The organism is Pseudooceanicola antarcticus, assembly GCF_900215355.1.
In the GTDB taxonomy this organism is placed as follows: Bacteria; Pseudomonadota; Alphaproteobacteria; order Rhodobacterales; family Rhodobacteraceae; genus Pseudooceanicola; species Pseudooceanicola antarcticus.
Map to the genome: position 1 here is coordinate 36,610 of NZ_OBEA01000004.1, position 18,178 is coordinate 54,787.

At 66.0% G+C, this 18,178-nt stretch carries 14 protein-coding genes; 6 read left to right on the forward strand and 8 right to left on the reverse strand.

The features are described from left to right. The first annotated feature begins 523 nt into the window (after window positions 1-523). The gene (alaS, locus tag CRO50_RS10915) at window positions 524-3,175 is read left to right on the forward strand and encodes an alanine--tRNA ligase (RefSeq protein ID WP_097145956.1); all 2,652 of its coding nucleotides are present in this window, start codon (window positions 524-526) and stop codon (window positions 3,173-3,175) included. A gap of 12 nt (window positions 3,176-3,187) precedes the next feature. After that, a complete protein-coding gene (locus CRO50_RS10920) occupies window positions 3,188-3,478 on the forward strand; it encodes a DUF1330 domain-containing protein (protein ID WP_097145957.1) in 291 nt (96 codons plus the stop codon). 151 nt (window positions 3,479-3,629) lie between these two features. On the opposite strand, the gene CRO50_RS10925 is transcribed toward CRO50_RS10920, so the two are convergent. Beyond that, window positions 3,630-4,430 carry an endonuclease/exonuclease/phosphatase family protein gene (locus CRO50_RS10925; protein WP_097145958.1) on the reverse strand — a complete coding sequence of 267 codons (801 nt, stop codon included), beginning with the start codon at window positions 4,428-4,430 and terminating at the stop codon, window positions 3,630-3,632. A 194-nt stretch (window positions 4,431-4,624) separates the two neighbouring features. Here CRO50_RS10925 and CRO50_RS10930 point away from each other — a divergent pair, with 194 nt between their 5' ends. After that, window positions 4,625-5,401, forward strand: coding sequence for a pyrroline-5-carboxylate reductase family protein (locus CRO50_RS10930; RefSeq protein WP_097145959.1), 777 nt, complete (start codon window positions 4,625-4,627; stop codon window positions 5,399-5,401). Window positions 5,402-5,504: 103 nt separating this feature from the next. Here the strand turns inward: CRO50_RS10930 and typA are convergent, their stop codons facing one another. After that, complete coding sequence (typA, locus tag CRO50_RS10935) at window positions 5,505-7,322, reverse strand: translational GTPase TypA (RefSeq protein WP_097145960.1); 1,818 nt, start codon at window positions 7,320-7,322, stop codon at window positions 5,505-5,507. A gap of 73 nt (window positions 7,323-7,395) precedes the next feature. Then, window positions 7,396-8,181, reverse strand: coding sequence for a GNAT family N-acetyltransferase (locus tag CRO50_RS10940; RefSeq protein ID WP_232617829.1), 786 nt, complete (start codon window positions 8,179-8,181; stop codon window positions 7,396-7,398). Between the two features lie 362 nt (window positions 8,182-8,543). On the opposite strand from CRO50_RS10940, the gene mgrA reads away from it, so the two are divergent. Beyond that, on the forward strand, window positions 8,544-9,578 hold the full coding sequence (mgrA, locus tag CRO50_RS10945; protein ID WP_097145962.1) for an L-glyceraldehyde 3-phosphate reductase: 1,035 nt from the start codon (window positions 8,544-8,546) through the stop codon (window positions 9,576-9,578). Window positions 9,579-9,638: 60 nt separating this feature from the next. On the opposite strand, the gene ssb is transcribed toward mgrA, so the two are convergent. Continuing rightward, complete coding sequence (gene ssb / locus CRO50_RS10950) at window positions 9,639-10,187, reverse strand: single-stranded DNA-binding protein (protein ID WP_097145963.1); 549 nt, start codon at window positions 10,185-10,187, stop codon at window positions 9,639-9,641. Window positions 10,188-10,440: 253 nt separating this feature from the next. On the opposite strand from ssb, the gene CRO50_RS10955 reads away from it, so the two are divergent. Next, a complete protein-coding gene (locus CRO50_RS10955) occupies window positions 10,441-11,043 on the forward strand; it encodes a lytic transglycosylase domain-containing protein (RefSeq protein WP_097145964.1) in 603 nt (200 codons plus the stop codon). A gap of 169 nt (window positions 11,044-11,212) precedes the next feature. Then, window positions 11,213-11,746 (forward strand): hypothetical protein, encoded by a 534-nt coding sequence (locus CRO50_RS10960; RefSeq protein ID WP_097145965.1) that lies wholly within the window; start codon window positions 11,213-11,215, stop codon window positions 11,744-11,746. 89 nt (window positions 11,747-11,835) lie between these two features. Here the strand turns inward: CRO50_RS10960 and CRO50_RS10965 are convergent, their stop codons facing one another. From CRO50_RS10965 to CRO50_RS10980, 4 genes are all read right to left on the reverse strand, one after another. Continuing rightward, complete coding sequence (locus CRO50_RS10965; RefSeq protein WP_097145966.1) at window positions 11,836-13,935, reverse strand: dipeptide ABC transporter ATP-binding protein; 2,100 nt, start codon at window positions 13,933-13,935, stop codon at window positions 11,836-11,838. An 84-nt stretch (window positions 13,936-14,019) separates the two neighbouring features. After that, window positions 14,020-15,216 (reverse strand): ABC transporter permease, encoded by a 1,197-nt coding sequence (locus tag CRO50_RS10970; protein WP_097145967.1) that lies wholly within the window; start codon window positions 15,214-15,216, stop codon window positions 14,020-14,022. 13 nt (window positions 15,217-15,229) lie between these two features. After that, window positions 15,230-16,273, reverse strand: coding sequence for an ABC transporter permease (locus CRO50_RS10975; RefSeq protein WP_097145968.1), 1,044 nt, complete (start codon window positions 16,271-16,273; stop codon window positions 15,230-15,232). A 136-nt stretch (window positions 16,274-16,409) separates the two neighbouring features. Beyond that, window positions 16,410-18,050, reverse strand: coding sequence for an ABC transporter substrate-binding protein (locus CRO50_RS10980; protein ID WP_097145969.1), 1,641 nt, complete (start codon window positions 18,048-18,050; stop codon window positions 16,410-16,412). Window positions 18,051-18,178: the final 128 nt, after the last annotated feature.

Sequence of the window (18,178 nt, forward strand, 5' to 3'; positions counted from 1 at the left end):
ATGGCCTGACCCTCCGCGACAGATTGCCCTGAGAGCACGAGGCCCCATGCCATCACCAGGCTGAAAATACTCCGGGGGAGTCCGCGCAAGCGGACGGGGGCAGCGCCCCCGACCTGCCGCGAGCGCCTCAGTCGAAGAGCACGCGCTCGACGCCTGCGGCCTAGAAGAGTCGGCGCTCAACTGCGAAACCATCGAAGGGCATCGCGCAGCCTTTGAAGGCGGGACGGCAGACCAGGTCAGGTGACGAGAGGGCGGGCGGCATGGCTTGCCGAGCGCCCGCGAGGGCCGCCGCTTTTCCGGTCCGCGACCCTGGCGGCTCAGGTCCCATCCGAAGCCGTCGCACCAGCGAAACGGTAGGGCGGATGTCGCGCCGGGAGCGGCGCTGCCGCAAGGAGCACTGCAGACATCGGCGAAGCCGGGTCCCCGGCCAAATGTCCGCCAGGGGCTCCAAGCGGTAGACACTCCCTGCCACGCCCGCTAAATCAGCGGAACCGTCAGGCAACCGGGACAAGGGCCGCCAAGAATGAAGACGCTCAACGAGATCCGCTCGACCTTCCTCAATTACTTCGAGAAGCAGGGGCACACCGTCGTGCCCTCCTCTCCGCTGGTTCCCCGGAACGACCCCACGCTGATGTTTGCGAACTCGGGCATGGTGCAGTTCAAGAACTGCTTCACCGGCGTCGAAAAACGCGACTACGTGCGGGCCACCACGGCGCAGAAATGCGTTCGTGCCGGCGGCAAGCACAATGACCTCGACAACGTGGGCTATACCGCCCGCCACCACACCTTCTTCGAGATGCTGGGCAACTTCAGCTTTGGCGACTACTTCAAGTCCGAAGCCATCCCCTTCGCCTGGGAGCTGGTGACCAAGCATTTCGACATCTCGCCCCAGCGTCTCTACACCACCGTCTATCACACCGATGACGAGGCCTTCGAGCTGTGGAAGAAGATCGGCGTGCCCGAAAGCCGGATCATCCGCATCGCCACCTCGGACAACTTCTGGCAGATGGGCCCGACCGGCCCCTGCGGCCCCTGCACCGAGATCTTCTTCGACCATGGGGAGAAGTTCTGGGGCGGCCCTCCGGGTTCGCCCGAAGAGGACGGCGACCGCTTCATCGAGATCTGGAACGTCGTCTTCATGCAGAACGAGCAGTTCGAGGACGGCTCGATGCGGGCGCTGGACATGCAGTCCATCGACACCGGCATGGGCATCGAACGGGTCGCGGCGCTGCTGCAGGGCACCAACGACAACTATGCCACCGACCTCATGCGCTCGCTGATCGAGGCCTCGGCCAATGTCACCAGCTCTGACCCCGATGGCCCCGGCAAGACCCACCACCGGGTGATCGCGGATCACCTGCGCTCGACCTCCTTCCTGATCGCCGATGGCGTCATGCCCTCCAACGATGGCCGGGGCTACGTGCTGCGCCGCATCCTGCGCCGCGCCGCCCGCCATGCGCACCTGCTGGGTGTGCAAGACCCGCTGATGCACCGCCTGGTGCCCGAATTGGTCCGCCAGATGGGCGAGGCCTACCCCGAGCTGCGTGAAGCTCAGCCGCTGATCGAAGAGACCCTGAAGCTGGAAGAGACCCGCTTCCGCCAGACCCTGGACCGTGGCCTGAAGTTGCTGGACGAAGAGCTGACCGGCCTGCCCGAGGGGGCCGAGCTGCCCGGTGCCTCGGCCTTCAAGCTCTATGATACCTATGGCTTCCCGCTCGACCTGACCCAGGACGCGCTGCGCGAGCAGGGCCGCACCGTCGACACCGACGGCTTCGACGCCGCCATGGCCGAGCAGAAGGCCAAGGCCCGCGCTGCCTGGTCCGGCTCGGGCGAGGCCGCCGACAGCCGCGTCTGGTTCGACATCGCCGACAAGCACGGCGCGACCGACTTCCTCGGCTACGACACCGAAACCGCCGAGGGCCAGATCCTCGCGCTGGTCCAGGAGGGTGAGCTGACCGAGACCGCCGCAAAGGGCGAGAAGGTCACACTGGTGCTGAACCAGACGCCCTTCTACGGCGAAAGCGGCGGCCAGGTCGGCGACACCGGCGTGATCCGCACCGAAGCAGGCGTTGTCACCATCACCGACACCCGCAAGGTGGAAGGCGTCTTCCTGCATATCGGTGAGGTTTCCGAAGGCAGCGTGAAGACCGGCGAGGCCGCGATCCTCGAGGTCGACCACGACCGCCGTTCGAAGATCCGCGCCAACCACTCGGCCACCCACCTGCTGCACGAGGCCCTGCGCGAGGCGCTTGGCGATCACGTCGCTCAGCGCGGCTCGCTCAATGCGCCGGATCGCCTGCGTTTCGACTTCTCCCATTCCGCTGCCGTCTCGGCCGAGGAACTGGCGCGCGTCGAAGCCGAGGTGAACGCCTACATCCGTCAGAACACCCCGGTCGAGACCCGCATCATGACCCCCGACGACGCTCGCGCCATCGGCGCCCAGGCGCTGTTCGGCGAGAAATACGGCGATGAGGTCCGCGTGGTCTCGATGGGCCGTGCCGATACCGGCAAGGGCCCCAAGGGCGACACCTGGTCGATCGAGCTCTGCGGCGGCACCCATGTGGCGCGCACCGGCGACATCGGGGCCTTCGCCCTGACCGCCGAGAGCGCCTCTTCTGCCGGTGTGCGCCGGATCGAGGCCCTGACCGGTGCGGCGGCCCTGGCCGAGCTGCGGGGCCGTGACCTGACGCTCTCCTCCATCGAGGGGATGCTGAAGGCCCAGGGCGCCGAGGCCGTCGACCGCGTGAAGGCGCTGATGGACGACCGCCGCAAGCTGGAAAACGAGGTTGCGCAGCTGAAGCGCGAGATCGCCATGGGCGGTGGCCAGGGCGGAGGCGTCGAAGCCGAGGACATCGGTGGCGTCAAGTTCCTGGGCCAGGCGCTGCAGGGCGTCTCGGGCAAGGATCTGCGGGCGCTGATCGACGCGCACAAGCAGAAGATCGGCTCGGGCGTGGTGCTGCTGGTGGCCGAGGACGATGGCAAGGTCGCCGTCGCCGCCGGTGTCACCGATGACCTGACCGACAAGATCTCTGCCGTCGAGGTGCTGCGCGCCGCGGTGCCTGCCGTGGGTGGCAAGGGCGGCGGTGGCCGTCCCGACATGGCCCAGGGCGGCGGCAAGGATTTCTCTGGTGCGGAAGAGGCGCTGGCCGCCGCCCGCGCCCATATCGCCGGCTAAGAGGAGGGTCGAATGCCCAAAGCCTACTGGATCGCCCATGTCCATGTGACCGATGAAGAGGCCTACGGCCGCTACGCCAAGCTGGCGGGCCCGGCCATCGCCAAGCACGGCGGCAAGTTCCTGGCCCGCGCCGGGCGCTACGTTCAGCTGGAAGGCAAGGACCGCGCGCGCAACGTCGTGGCCGAGTTCCCCTCGCTGGAAGACGCCGAGGCCTGCTATCACGGCCCCGACTACCAGGAGGCCATGAGCCACGCCAAGGGCGCCTCGGAACGCGATCTGCTGATCGTCGAGGGCGTGGAGTAAGGCTCTGCGTCACTGAGCATTAAGGGCCGCTCCCGGTGGGGGCGGCTTTTTAGTGGGGGAGTGTTGGCGGGGCCGGGGTCGTGATGGCTGTCGGGAGCTAAGACCCTTCTTACATCGCAGATCCTTCAGAGGCAGACCGTTCTTGTACGCGCTACACTTCGAGGATGATCGGACAGTGGTCCGAGACCTCGGGATCGTAGATGACGTCAAACCCCTTCACGGTATCCTGTGTATTGATCAGCATGTAGTCGGCGAAGCGTCCCGGCTTCCTGTAGTGCGAGTTGCGGGTGCCCTTGAACCCGTGGGTCGTCACGAGTTCGGTCATTCCGGCAGCGGCCAGGATCGAGAGCGTCTCGCTGTCCGGCTCGACGTTGAAGTCGCCGCAGATCACCATCAAATCGTCGGGCTCTGCCAGTTGGCTAGATAGATCTCGCAGCCGATGAGCCTGTTCAAGGCGTTCGGGCGTGTCCATCTTTCCAGCGAGGTCTCGCAGCCCGTGCATCTGCGTGACGCTCACGGCGCGGTCCGCGTCGTAGTCCCACACGCGCACCCCATGGGCGCTGCGAGAGCGCGGGTGATCGCCGAAGCCTGAGGGAGAATAGTCCTTGTGAACGAACCCCTGGACCTGTCCGATGATCGGGAAAGAGCGATGAACGAAAGTCGCCAAGCCCCATTGCGAAGAAATCGACACGTCGCCGTCCCACAGGACGCCTTGCGCCGCAGGACAAAAGATAGCGACGTGGTCCGGCAGCGCCGATGCAACGTCGCGAAACAGGTTCGCACGTTGTGGCAGGACGTGATCGCCGTCGCGATAGGTCAGCCAGTCCTTTTCCGACGTCGGGCTGTGGACGACCTCCTGAAGGCAAAGGACATCGGGCGCGGTCGCGGCCAGATAGGGCAGCATCACATCATGAAGCTTGCCACCCCAACCGTTCAAACACATGATCTTCATGGCCCGTCAGCCTCCTCGATGCTGACCTTCGTCAATATGGCAGCACGTAGCAAGCTGGGTTTGAAGCGATCATGCGGCCTTGGTCAGGCATGGAGTATTTGTTCTGCTCTTTTCGTCGGCGAGTGCTGACCCCCAACCCCTTCTTCCCACCACCAACCCACGCCTGCTAGACTCCCCCCAAACAGGAGGCCCCCATGACCCTCACCTACGGCATCATCGGCTCAGGCATGCTCGGACAGGCCATGGCGCAGGGCGCGCTCACCGGGGGCGTGGCGGGCAGCAGCCTCTGGATGGCGAACCGCTCGGGCCAGCCGGTGCCGCTGACCGGTGGGGCAGGGGTCTCCTTCACCGCCGATCCGCAGGAACTGGCCGAGGCCTGCGACGTGATCCTGCTCTGCATTCCGCCCGCCGCCATGCCCGCGCTAAAGATCGACGCATCGGATAAGCTGGTCCTTTCGGTGGTCGCGGGGCTGACGCTTGAGGGGATCTCGCAGGCCACCGGCAGCGCCCGCGTGATCCGCGCCATGTCCAGCCCCGCCGCCACCCATTGCCTCGCCTATACACCCTGGGTCGCCAGCGCAGAGGTCACCGAGGCCGACCGCGCTGCCACCCGTACTTTCTTCGGTGCCATGGGCCAGACGGACGAGATCACGGACGAGGCCCATATCGATCACTTCACCGCCATGACCGGCCCGGTGCCGGGCTTCGTGGCCTATTTCGCCGACAGCATGATCCGCCATGCCATGGCCCAGGGCATCGCCCCCGAGGTGGCCAAGCGCGCCATCCGCCAGCTCTTCCTGGCCTCGGGCGAGATGCTGAAAGAGGGCGCGACACCGGCCGCACAGGTGCAGGAGATGATCGACTACGCGGGCACCACCGCCGCCGGGCTCCTCGCGCTGAAGGACAGCCCCTTCGACCAGGCGCTCTCTCAGGCGCTGAGCGCCGCCGCCGCCCGCGCCCGCGAGATCTGACACGAAGAAGGGCGCCGGAGATTTCTCTCCGACGCCCCTGCATTCATCACCAGGCTGAAAATACTCCCGCCGGAGGCGAACCTCCGACAGGGGCTCAGTCCTGTCAGGACTTGGCGGCGCGCTTGCGCTCGTGGGGGTCCAGGTGGCGCTTGCGCAGACGGATCGCGTTGGGAGTCACTTCGACCAGCTCGTCGTCGTTGATGTAGGCGATGGCCTCTTCCAGCGACAGGGTGATCGGCGTGGTCAGGCGGACCGCGTCATCGGTGCCCGAGGCCCGCACGTTGGTCAGCTTCTTGCCCTTCAGCGGGTTCACTTCCAGGTCGTTCTCGCGCGAATGCTCACCGATGATCATGCCCTGGTAGACATCCGCCTGGGCGCCGAGGAACATTTTGCCGCGGTCTTCCAGGTTCCACAGCGCATAGGCCACGGTCTGGCCGTTCTCCATCGAGATCAGCACACCGGCACGACGGCCGGGGATCGGCCCCTTGAACGGTGCCCAGGAATGGAACACGCGGTTCAGCACGCCGGTGCCGCGGGTGTCGGTGAGGAATTCGCCGTGGTAGCCGATGAGCCCGCGCGAGGGGATATGGGCGATGATCCGGGTCTTGCCCGCACCGGCCTGCTTCATCTCCACGAGGTCACCCTTGCGGGCGCCGGTCAGCTTCTCGATCACCGCGCCAGAGTATTCGTCATCGACGTCGATGGTGGCTTCCTCGATCGGCTCGATCTTGTTGCCGTTCTCGTCTTCGCGCAGGATCACCTGCGGACGCGAAATCGACAGCTCGAAGCCTTCGCGGCGCATGTTCTCGATCAGAACGCCCATCTGCAGTTCGCCACGGCCCGAAACCTCGAAGGCCTCGCCGCCGGGGGTGTCGGTGACCTTGATGGCGACGTTGGTCTCGGCTTCCTTCATCAGGCGGTCACGGATGACACGGCTCTGGACCTTCTTGCCATCGCGGCCAGCCAGCGGGCTGTCGTTGATGCCGAAGGTCACGGTGATGGTGGGCGGGTCGATCGGCTGGGCTTCCAGCGGCTCGTCCACGGCCAGGGCACAGATGGTGTCGGCCACGGTCGCCTTGGTCATCCCGGCGAGCGAGACGATGTCGCCGGCGACGGCCTCGTCGATGTCCTGCAGGGAGAGGCCACGGAAGGCCTGGATCTTGGTGCAGCGGAACTGCTCGACCTTCTGGCCGATGCGCGAGATCGCCTGCACGGTCTGTCCGACCTTCAGCTTGCCGGATTCAACGCGGCCGGTCAGCATGCGGCCCACGAAGGGGTCGGCGCCGAGGGTCACGGCCAGCATGCGGAAATCGTCGTTCTGCTTGGCGATCTGCTTGGGCGCGGGGACGTGGTTCACGATCAGCTGGAACAGGGCGTCCAGGTCCTTGCGGGGACCGTCCAGCTCGTTGTCGGCCCAGCCGGAACGGCCCGAGGCATACATATGCGGGAAGTCCAGCTGGTCTTCGTTGGCATCCAGCGCCGAGAAGAGGTCGAAGACCTCGTCCAGGGCGCGGTCGGGCTCTGCGTCGGGCTTGTCGACCTTGTTCAGCACCACGATGGGACGCAGGCCAAGGGCCAGCGCCTTCGAGGTCACGAACTTGGTCTGGGGCATCGGGCCCTCGGCGGCATCGACCAGCAGGACCACGCCGTCGACCATCGAGAGAATCCGCTCCACCTCGGCGCCGAAGTCGGCGTGGCCGGGGGTGTCGACGATGTTGATCCGGGTGCCTTTCCACTCGACCGAGGTCGCCTTGGCGAGGATGGTGATCCCGCGCTCGCGTTCCAGGTCGTTGGAATCCATGGCGCGTTCGGCAACGGCCTGGTTGGCACGGAAGGCACCGGATTGTTTCAGCAGCTCGTCCACGAGCGTGGTCTTGCCGTGGTCGACGTGGGCGATGATGGCGATATTGCGCAGGTCCATGGGGCGTCCTTTAGGGAGTCTCGCGCTGCCCCTAGCCCGGTAGCGTGGGAAAAGCCAGTGCGAAAGGGGCGTATCAGCCGATTAGGCGGCCCAAAGGCGCAAGAAAGCGGCTGGCAAGCCAGAGATGGCCACCGCTTTCCACCCTTGCCCCCGCGCCAAGTTTGAACCGCGCCAGCCCCGGCGCGGCATCGTCCAGCACGCCAAGGTCGAGCCGCGTGATCCCGCGCGCCGCCAGCCAGCGGCCCGCCTGCCACAGCAGCAGGTTGTGGGCCGAGGCGGCGCGGCCCGCCTCGCTGCTCCAGCCGATGTGGTAGCTGGCCCCCGGCGGATGCAGCAGGAAGAGCTGCGCCGCCAGCACTTCCTTCCCACGGCGGGCGGTGAAGAGCCGGGTGACCGGCCAGAGCCGGGAGAAATCAGCGGGCAGGGCGCGGTAGCCACGGGCCCGCTGCTGCGCGGCTTCGGCGGCCAGCAGCCAGTGGCCCGGATCGCGGGGCAGGGGGGCATGGGTGACTTCCAGCCTCTGCCGCTGCCCGTGCCGCAGCCGGTTGCGCCATTTCTGCCGTTGCCGGGCCATGTCCCGCTCCGCATCTGTCGAGAGGTCGAGCACGGCGCGGTATTGCGGGGTCATCAGCGGGATCGCCCCTCGGGCGCGGAGCGCTGCGTCCTGGGCGGCATCGGCGGCCTGGATCAGCGCCGGTCCGCGCAGGGCACCGGGGTCGGGCAGCACCGCGGGCTCGGGCACCCAGCTGAGGTGTAGCGGTCCCCAGTGGCGCATCAGGCAGAGCGCCCCTCCGGGCAGGCGGGTGACGGGGCGGCCCATATGCTCCAGCGTGCGGGCATAATGGGGATGCCGGCGCATCCGCCCGTCCTGTCCCGCGCTGAGCTCGCTGGCATGTTTCATGCGGCGATTAAGGCGGTGAAAACCTTCTCTGTGGTTAACCGGGGCCATGCGCCGCCGATCCTCGCTTCCCCCGACGCCCCGCCCGCGACCCACCTGGCAGGCGGCGCTTCTGCTGTTCCTGCTGCTTGCCGGGCCGGGATGGGGGCTGGGAATGCTGGCAGGGGCGCTCTGGCCCTGAGACGGTCAGGGTCCGGCCAATGGAACCCTGGGCCTCTGAAACCTGGCCCGTGAAACCTGGGTCGTGAAACCGGAGGCGGGGGTTTACCTTTCCGGCGGAATGGGGTGTCTCTCTGTCATGCGCTAACAGAAGGACCGCCCCCATGACCTATGTCGCGGCAGAGAGCCGATACGATACCATGCCCTACCGCCGTCTCGGGCGCTCGGGACTGAAGCTGCCCGCGATCTCGCTGGGGCTCTGGCACAACTTCGGCGATGACACGCCGCATCAGACCAAGCGCGAGATCCTGCGCACGGCCTTCGATCACGGCATCACCCATTTCGACCTGGCCAACAACTATGGCCCCCCATACGGCAGCGCCGAAACCGCCTTCGGCCGCCTCATGACCGAGGACTGGCGCCCCTACCGGGACGAGCTGATCCTGTCGACCAAGGCCGGCTATGACATGTGGCCCGGCCCCTATGGCGACTGGGGCTCGCGCAAGTACCTGACCGCCTCTCTGGACCAGTCGCTGAAGCGGATGGGGGTCGATTACGTCGACATCTTCTATCACCACCGCGCCGATCCCGAGACGCCGCTGGAAGAGACCATGCTGGCGCTGGATGCGGCGGTGCGGGCCGGCAAGGCGCTGTACGTCGGCGTGTCTTCCTACAACTCCGAGCGCACCCGCGAGGCCCATGCCATCCTGCGCGAACTGAAGACGCCCTTCGTCATCCACCAGCCCAGCTACAACATGTTCAACCGCTGGGTCGAAGAGGACGGGCTGCTGGACACGCTTGACGAGCTGGGCATGGGCTCGATCGTCTTCACCCCGCTGGCGCAGGGGCTGCTGACCGGCAAGTACCTGAAGGGCATCCCCGAGGGATCGCGTGCGGCCCAGGGCAAGAGCCTGAACCCCGACCTGGTGGACGAGGCGATGATCGCCAAGCTGAACGGTCTGAACGAGATCGCCCAGTCGCGCGGGCAGACCCTGGCGCAGATGGCTATTGCCTGGGTGCTGCGCGGCGACCGCGTGACCTCGGCGCTGATCGGGGCATCCCGCGCCTCGCAGGTGGTGGATTGCGTCGGCGCCGTGTCGAACCTGTCTTTCACCGATGAGGAGCTGGCGCTCATCGACCAGAACCTGACCGACAAGGAAGTCATCCTGGGCGGCTGGAAGGAAAGCTCGGAAGTCTGAAACGAGCACCGCCGCCGGGGAGACCCTCGGCGGCGGTGCTTTTCGTCGAATGTCGCGGGATCAGAAGGGGATCTCGTCGTCGAGGTCGTTGCGGCCACCGCCGCCGCCGCCCTGGCCGCCACCGTAGCCGCCGCCCGAGCCGCCACCGAAGTCGCCGCCACCGGAGCCGCCGCCGTAGTCACCGCCGCCGTAGCCGCCGCCACCCTGACCGCCGCCGTAGCCGCCACCGCCGCCACCCTGGCCGCCGCCGCCTTCACCGCGACCGTCGAGCATGGTCAGTTCGCCGGCGAAGGGACGCAGGACGATCTCGGTGGAATAGCGGTCCTGGCCGGACTGGTCCTGCCACTTGCGGGTTTCCAGCTTGCCCTCGATGTAGACCTTGGAGCCCTTGCGCAGGTACTGCTCGGCCACGCGGACCAGCGGCTCGTTGAAGATGGCAACCGTGTGCCACTCGGTGCGCTCGCGGCGCTCGCCGGTGTTGCGGTCCTTCCAGTTCTCGGAGGTGGCAATGCGCAGGTTGCAGACCTTGCCCCCGTTCTGGAAGGATCGGACTTCGGGATCGCGTCCCAGGTTGCCGATCAGGATGACCTTGTTGACGGAACCGGCCATGGCGCTTCTCCCCGTGTCTGTCGTGTTTGGTGTCGGCTCGCTCCGAATCCGGAGCGCGTGTTCAGAGCGTTACACCAAAGCGGGCCACAAAGAGCAAGGAAGTTGGAGCCCGACTTCGGTCTCGGACGGGGTTGCGCATTTCGGCGGCAGCCTGCCGGTCGGGGCCGCCGGGGCTACCATTTCACGGCAACGGCGATAGGATGCGGCCCCGTAGGCTTCGGCCCTGACCTGAGGTTAACAAGGGAATGTGCGGATGAAGAGGCTCTTGTCCAGCTTGCAGCACGGCGTTGGTGTCGGGCTTTGCCTGGGGCTGTTGGCAACGGCGGCAGAGGCCGATGTGCTGGCCTCGAAGTCCCGCAAGAGCCAGTTCGGCAGCCAGACCCGGCTTCTGGACCGGCGCGCCTCGACGCAGTTCGCGGCCACGGTGCAGATCGCGCCGCCCAGTTTCCATACCCCCACCATGTGGGATGGCGTGGCCTGGAACGGCAAGTATTCCGGCCCCTACCTGGACATGGCGCGAAGCGCGGCCCAGCGCAACGGCATCCCCGAAGGACTCTTCCTGCGGCTGGTACAGCAGGAGAGCGGCTGGAACCCCTCCGCCGTCTCGCACAAGGGGGCGCAGGGTCTGGCACAGCTCATGCCCGCCACTGCGCGGGTGCTCAGCGTGGACGCGCTTGATCCCTACGAGAACCTCGATGGCGGGGCGCGCTACCTGGCGATGCAATACCGCGACTTCGGCTCCTGGCCCCTGGCGCTGGCGGCCTACAACGCCGGTCCCGAGGCGGTCAGACGCCACCGGGGCATCCCGCCATATGCCGAGACAAAGGCCTACGTGAAGGCGATCTGGGGCAGCTGAGACCCGGCGGGCCATGCAGCCTCCGGGCAAAAAGTTCCATTATTTTTCAGGCGAAATTTGCGCCGGTTTCAGGAACTGGACCGGGGTGCGCACGTTTCCTTTCCACACCGCGACGCAAACGGGTCTCCCTCGGGCCCCGCGTCAGAGAAAGAACGGAAAGGACTACAAAATGCGCAAGGCAATGATCATCCCCGCCATCGCCGCAGCTTCCCTCACCGCCATTCCGGCCTTCGCCTACGAAGGCCCCGTCGCATCGGTGACCGCCGATGTTGCCGAAGCCTCCGTGGCCGAGGGCAAGGTCCCCGCACCCTACCTGCCGCGCGTCTCCGACGACGTGGAAACGGCGATGATGAAGTACCTGCCCGAGCCGGTCGAAGGTGGCGAAGGCATCTCCATCGAAGCTTCGGTGCTGGGCGTCGACCTGAGCCCCAACATGGGCACCATGTCCGCCCAGGTGGCCGTCTTCGGTCAGAACGGTGACATCATCACCACCTTCCCGGTCGAGCTGGAAGCCGACACCGCCTATGACGGCACCGACCCCGAGATCTACTACGGTCCCATGGTCGACAAGTTCGCCGAGATCGCAGCCGACAAGGTCATGGCGCTGCCGATCATGGACGGCAAGCTGGTCGAAGGCGAAGCCCCGAAGGGTAACGACGACGACGCCATGGACGCCGAAGAAGAAGGCGAAACCGAAAGCTGATCCCGTTCCCTCGTGATCCAGTCTGACGAAAGGCCCCCGCCATGTGCGGGGGCCTTTTGCCTTGCGTGCCTAGATCCTCAGGGCGCTCACTACTCGGCGGCGATCTCGCTTTCAGAGGTGATCACCGGCTCCATCTCGGCGAAATGCGCGTCGCTCAGGTGACACTTGATCTGGTGGCCATCGAAGTCGCGCATCGGCGGCACTTCGCTTTCGCACTTGCCGCCCGGCACCATGGATTTCCACCGGCAGCGGGTCTGGAACGGGCAGCCCGGCGGCGGGTTCACCGCCGAGGGGATATCGCCTTCCAGCACCACGTGCTTCTTTTTCACCGAGGTATCGGCAATCGGCACCGCCGAGAGCAGCGCCTCGGTGTAGGGGTGGTAGGGGGGCGCGAAGACCTCGTCCGTGGTGCCCAGCTCGACCACGTGGCCCAGGTACATCACCATCACCCGGTCCGAGAGATAGCGCACGATGGAGAGGTCGTGGCTGATGAACAGCAGTGTCGTCTTCTGCTCGCGCTGGATCTCCATCAGCAGGTCCGTGACGGCGGCCTGCACCGAGACATCCAGCGCCGAGACGGGTTCATCCGCCACCACGATGCGGGCATCGCCGGCAAAGGCGCGGGCGATACCGACGCGCTGTTTCTGACCGCCCGAAAGCTGGCGCGGCATGCGGTCGGCAAAGGCGCGGGGCAGTTTCACCAGATCGAGCAGCGTCAGCATGCGCTCGCGCCGCGCGGCATCATCCGCGCCGACGCCGAAGACCTCCAGCGCGCGGATGATCTGCCGGCCCACGGTCATCGAGGGATTCAGCGTGTCGAAGGGGTTCTGGAACACCATCTGCACATCGGCCACCGTCTTGGTGTCGCGCTTCTCGATGGGGGTCGACTGGATCTCGCGGCCATCCAGCAGGATGGTACCCTCGGTGGCCGTCTCCAGACCCATCAGCACCTTGGCGAAGGTCGACTTGCCGCAGCCGCTTTCGCCGACGATGGCCAGGGTCTCGCTCTCGCGGGCCTCGAAGGAGAGCGTCTCGTTGGCCTTCACCACTTTCTTCTCTCCGCCCGAGAAAAGCGCCGAGGCCGCGACCTCGTAGTATTTCTTCAGGTTCTCCATCTTCAGCACCGTGCGACCGATCTCGGCCTTGGCATTGGTCTGGGCCGCGGCGATCGGCGCGTCCCAGTCGATCTCTTCCTGGCGCAGGCAGCGGGTCTCGTGGCGCTCGTCGCCCTTGACCGGCGCCATGAAGATATGCCCGGCATCGCAGCGCCCCGCCTCGAAGTAATCGCAGCGCGGCCCGAAGTTGCAGCCCTGTGGGCGTTCGTGGGGCAGGGGGAAGTTGCCGGGGATCGCCACCAGCGGGCGAGAGGTCTTGTCGGCGCCCGGCAGCGGGATCGAACGGAACAGCGCCTGCGTATAGGGATGGCGCATCTGGTCGAAGACATCCTCGATGGAGCCGCGCTCTACCGCCTCGCCGGAATACATCACGCAGAGCCGGTCGCAGGTCTCCAGCACCAGCCCGAGGTTGTGGCTGATGAACAGCATCGAGGTGCCGTACTTCTTGCCCAGGTCTTTCACCAGCTCGACGATGGCGGCCTCGACGGTCACGTCCAGCGCGGTGGTGGGCTCGTCGAGGATCAGCAGGGCGGGTTTCGACATCAGAGCCATGGCGATGACGATGCGCTGCTGCTGACCGCCCGAAAGCTGGTGCGGGTAGCTCTTCAGGATGCGCTCGGGGTCGGGCAGCTTCACGTCCTCGACCACTTCGCGGGCGCGCGCCCAAGCCTCCTTCTCGCCGATGCCCTCGTGGATCATCGGCACTTCCATCAGCTGCTGGCCGATCTTCATCGCCGGGTTCAGGCTGGCCATGGGCTCCTGGTAGATCATGGCGATCTCGTTGCCGCGGATGTGGCGCAGCTCGGAGGCCGACATCCCGGCCAGGTCCCGGCCCTTGAACTTGATCGACCCGCCGACGACGCGGCCGTTGACGCCAAGATCCTGCATCACGCCAAGCGCCACGGTGGACTTGCCGCAGCCGCTTTCGCCCACGAGGCCAACCGCCTCTCCGGGCCTGACCGACACCGAGAAGTCCATCACCGCGGGGATCTCCCGCAGGCGGGTGAAAAAGGAAATCGACAGCCGGTCGATCTCCAGGATGGGTCCGTCATAGTCGGGCGTTGTCTCGCTCATGACACCTCTCCTCGGGAAGCACCTTGTTCCCATTCGATGGCTGAAAATACTTCGGGGGCCGGGGCTGGCCCCGGTCCCTCGGCCTCAGTCTTTCAGGCTTTCCTCGCGCAGCCCGTCGGCCAGCAGGTTGAGACCCAGCACCATGCTCAGAAGCGCCACGGCGGGCACGATGGCGGGATGCGGGTAGATCGACAGCAGCTTGCGGCCCTGGTTGATCGTCGTCCCCCAGTCCGGGCTTTCGGGCGGCAGGCCGAGGCCGAAGAAGCCGAGGGTCCCCAGAAGGATCGTCGTATAGCCGATGCGCAGGCAGAAATCGACGATCAGCGGCCCGCGGGTGTTGGGCAGGATCTCCCACAGCATGATGTACCAGGGGCCCTCGCCACGTGTCTGCGCGGCGGCCACGTAGTCGCGCGTCTTGATGTCCAGGGTCAGGCCCCGGACGATGCGGAAGACCGTCGGCGCATTGACGAAGACCACCGAGACGAAGACCACCAGGATGCCGCCGGGGATGTTGAAGAGATCCAGCCTCTCGGGCAGGAAGGCCACCCGCGTCTCGGGGTCCGAGATCAGCGAAAGGTAGGCCCAGCCCAGCACGAAGAGCAGCACCGCCAGCATCAGGTTGCGCCGCGACGGCTGGGTCCGGTAGCGCGCATTGATCAGCACCGTCAGGAAGATGATCGGGAAGAGGAACAGCACGATCGCCATGTAGCTCGGGATGCCGGTCTGCACCATCTCGGGCGTCACCAGCAGGTAGAAGAGCAGGATCACCGGGAAGGCCAGGATCAGGTTCGCGGCAAAGCTCAGCGCGCTGTCCAGGCGACCGCCGAAGTAGCCGGCGGGCAGGCCCAGGGTGATCCCCACCATGAAGGCGAAGAGCGTTGCCAGCGGTGCGATGCGGATCACCACCCAGGCCCCGGCCACCATGCGCGAGAAGACATCCCGCGCCAGGGTGTCGCCGCCCAGCAGGTAATAGGCATAGTCTCCGTCCTCGGCGCCGCGCAGCGGCGTGCCGGGGACCTTGTTCTTCATGCCGGTGGCGGCGCTGAGCGGGTCATGGGTGACGACCCAGTCGAAGAGCCCCACTGCCAGCGCGGTGTAGACCCAGAACATGACCAGGCCGAAGCCCACCATGCCGATGACATTGTCGAAGAGCTTGCCGTAAAGCCCCAGGCGGCGCTTGTAGGTGATCGACAGCGCGAAGGTGAGGGCGAGGGCGATCCAGACCGGGATGAACTGGATCAGCAATTGGAGGCCGATCTGGCCCCAGGACAAGGGTTCCATGCGCGGCGCCTCCTCAGGATATCCGGATACGGGGGTTCAGGTAGACATAGCCGATATCCGAGATCAGCTGCGTCACCAGCACCACCATCACCGAGACGACCGAAATGCCCAGCAGAAGGTCGACGTCATTGTTGCCCGCCGCCTGCACCAGTGCCCAGCCCAGGCCCTTGTAGTTGAACAGCGTCTCGACAACGACGACGCCGTTCAGCAGCCAGGGGAACTGCAGCATGATGACGGTGAAGGGGGCGATGAGCGCATTGCGCAGGGCGTGCTTCAGCACGATGTTCCGGAAGCTCACGCCCTTCAGTCGCGCGGTGCGGATATATTGCGCCGTCATGACCTCGGCCATCGAGGCCCGCGTCATCCGCGCGATATAGCCCATCCCGTAAAGCGAGATGGTCAGCACCGGCAGGAAGAAATTCTCGAAGGTCGCGTTCTCCATGGCCGCCGTGGCGGTGCCCTTGAACCATTTCAGGCCGACGGCGGAAGAGGCGAAGACCGCGATCAGGATCACGCCCGAGACATATTCCGGCGTCGCCGTGGTGGCGATCGAGACGGTGGACAGGGTGCGGTCCAGCTTCGAGCCCTCGCGCATGCCCGCCAGCACGCCGATGATCAGCGCCGAGGGCACCATCAGCAGCATGACCCAGAGCATCAGCTTGCCGGTCATCCACAGGCGCACGCCGACGATGGTCGAGACCTCCTCGCGGAAGACCCGGCTATCGCCCCAGTAGCCCTGCAGCACGCCGCAGAAGCTGGGCGCGGTCTCGGCGGTCAGCTCGCCCGAGATGCAGCGCCCGGTGATGCGGTCGTCCCGCTCGTTGGTCCAGCCCGGCACCACCCCCAGCCATTCGCCGTAGCGCAGCAGGGTGGGTTGGTTGAAGCCGCTGTTCTCGAGCCAGCTCGTGACCTCTTCATCGGTCATCCGGCTGTTGCCCTCGTACTTGGCAATCTTCTCGAGGTTGGGCGGCAGGTTGGTCAGGAAGAAGACGATGAAGCTGAGGCAGAGCGCCGTCAGGATCATCGTGCCGACCCGTTTGAGCAGGAATAGAAGCATGCACGGTCCCTGTCAGTAGCGGCCGGGGGCTACCCGGTCCTGTCAGCCGGGTTTGTCCCGGCTTTTCGTTTCATGGCGGCCGCAGGAAGAAAACCGGGGCCACGAAGAGATCCGTGGCCCCGCGAAGTTCAGCGGATCAGGCGTTGATCCACCACTTGTAGTGATGCATCTCGAAGGTCGGGTGCTGGTCCGCACCCATGACCTCTTCCTTCACGTGGCGGAAGAGCGAGCGCCAGTAGGGCTGCACCATGACGCCTTCGTCCAGCATGATGGTTTCCAGCTTGGCCATCACCTCGCGGCGCTTGTCCGCATCGGCAATCGACAGCGCCTCGTCCAGCAGGGCGTCGAACTCGGGGTTCGACATCGCGGTCTCGTTCCACGAAACGCCGGACTTGTAGGCCAGGGCCAGGATCTGGACACCCAGCGGACGCATGTTCCACTCGGTGGCCGAGAAGGGATAGACCAGCCAGTCGTTCCAGAAGGTCGAGCCGGGCAGGATCTCGCGCTTGATGTTGACACCGGCGTCGCGCATCTGGGCGGCCACGGCGTCACAGGTCTCGGACTGCCACTGGTCGTCGATGGAGATCAGCGTGAACTCGGTATCGCCATGGCCCAGCTCCTTCAGCTTGGCCATGCCGGCTGCCGGATCGGTGGGAATGGCGGGAACCTCGGCGTATTCCGGGTGGATCGGGCAGACGTGGTGGTTCTCGGCGACGGTGCCGTAGCCCGCGTAGCCCAGCTCCAGGATGACGTTGTTGTCGACCGTCTGCACCAGCGCCTTGCGCACCTCGGGATCGGTATAAAGCTCCTGGCTCTGGTTGAAGCGCACGCAGATGGTGGCCGCGGTGACCGCCTCGGACTTCTTCCAGCCCATGGCGTCCAGCACTTCGATGAATTCGCCGGTCGACTGGTAGGTCATGTCGATCTCGTCGGAATCCGCTGCCGCCACCCAGGAGGCCATGTCGGTGCCGAAGTCGATGAACTCGATCCGGTCCAGGTAGGCGCCTTCGCCCCACCAGTCATGCTCGGTGTTCTTCACCAGCACCTGGGTCACGCCCACCTCGTTGGTCTCGGGCAGGAAGGGGCCGGTGCCGATCGGGTTGTCGGAGGGATCGCCGCCATCGTAGCTCTGGTGCACGACCGCTGCCGGGTAGTCGGCGAAGCCCGCGATGATGGTGATGTCTGGCGAGGCGCAGACCAGCTTGACGGTGTGATCGTCGACCACGGTGATGGCGCCGTCGCGGGCCATGCCGGTCTCGTCGTCGATCAGGGTCGACATGCGCGAGGCCATGGAGTTGCCATCCACGCCCTTTTCACACCAGCGGCCGATGTTGAAGGCCACATCCTCTGCGGTGAAGGGGTCACCGTTGTTCCAGGTCACGCCCTTGCGCACGTAGAGGGTGTACTCGGTGGCGTCCTCGTTGGCTTCCCAGCTTTCCAGCAGGCGGCCCTCGAAGGTGCCGTCATTCTGGTATTCGACCAGGTATTCCAGCCAGCCGCGGGCGAAGTTGGCCATCTGCGACCAGTCGAAGTTGCGCGGGTCCTTGAGGGCCTTGGTCTCCATCTGGACACGCAGGGTGCCGCCCATGCTGGGCGTCTCCTGCGCGGCCAGGGGCCGTTCCAGGCCGCCGAGCGCGTAGATGCTGGCGCTGGCCACGCCAAGCGCCGAGGCACGGGCCATGAACTCGCGGCGGCTGAGTTTGCCGGTCTTGAACTCTTCGGCATACATGCGGGCGGCGGGGTGTACCCGGCCCTGCGATTGAGGGGTATCGGTCATGTCATTCTCCCTGTGACGTTCAATCCCGGTTGTCTCGCGGAGAGGGCCCCCCGCGATCGACTGAAAAGAGGTGCGATGGCCCTGTTCTTCCCATTGTAGGGCGCGGGCCTCTCGCTTCACCCATTCCC

Coding starts and splice junctions, on each gene's coding strand:
- alaS (WP_097145956.1), top strand. CDS start 524: ATGAAGACGCTCAACGAGATCCGCTCGACCTTCCTCAATTACTTCGAG.
- CRO50_RS10920 (WP_097145957.1), top strand. CDS start 3,188: ATGCCCAAAGCCTACTGGATCGCCCATGTCCATGTGACCGATGAAGAG.
- CRO50_RS10925 (WP_097145958.1), bottom strand. CDS start 4,430: ATGAAGATCATGTGTTTGAACGGTTGGGGTGGCAAGCTTCATGATGTG.
- CRO50_RS10930 (WP_097145959.1), top strand. CDS start 4,625: ATGACCCTCACCTACGGCATCATCGGCTCAGGCATGCTCGGACAGGCC.
- typA (WP_097145960.1), bottom strand. CDS start 7,322: ATGGACCTGCGCAATATCGCCATCATCGCCCACGTCGACCACGGCAAG.
- CRO50_RS10940 (WP_232617829.1), bottom strand. CDS start 8,181: ATGCGCCGGCATCCCCATTATGCCCGCACGCTGGAGCATATGGGCCGC.
- mgrA (WP_097145962.1), top strand. CDS start 8,544: ATGACCTATGTCGCGGCAGAGAGCCGATACGATACCATGCCCTACCGC.
- ssb (WP_097145963.1), bottom strand. CDS start 10,187: ATGGCCGGTTCCGTCAACAAGGTCATCCTGATCGGCAACCTGGGACGC.
- CRO50_RS10955 (WP_097145964.1), top strand. CDS start 10,441: ATGAAGAGGCTCTTGTCCAGCTTGCAGCACGGCGTTGGTGTCGGGCTT.
- CRO50_RS10960 (WP_097145965.1), top strand. CDS start 11,213: ATGCGCAAGGCAATGATCATCCCCGCCATCGCCGCAGCTTCCCTCACC.
- CRO50_RS10965 (WP_097145966.1), bottom strand. CDS start 13,935: ATGAGCGAGACAACGCCCGACTATGACGGACCCATCCTGGAGATCGAC.
- CRO50_RS10970 (WP_097145967.1), bottom strand. CDS start 15,216: ATGGAACCCTTGTCCTGGGGCCAGATCGGCCTCCAATTGCTGATCCAG.
- CRO50_RS10975 (WP_097145968.1), bottom strand. CDS start 16,273: ATGCTTCTATTCCTGCTCAAACGGGTCGGCACGATGATCCTGACGGCG.
- CRO50_RS10980 (WP_097145969.1), bottom strand. CDS start 18,050: ATGACCGATACCCCTCAATCGCAGGGCCGGGTACACCCCGCCGCCCGC.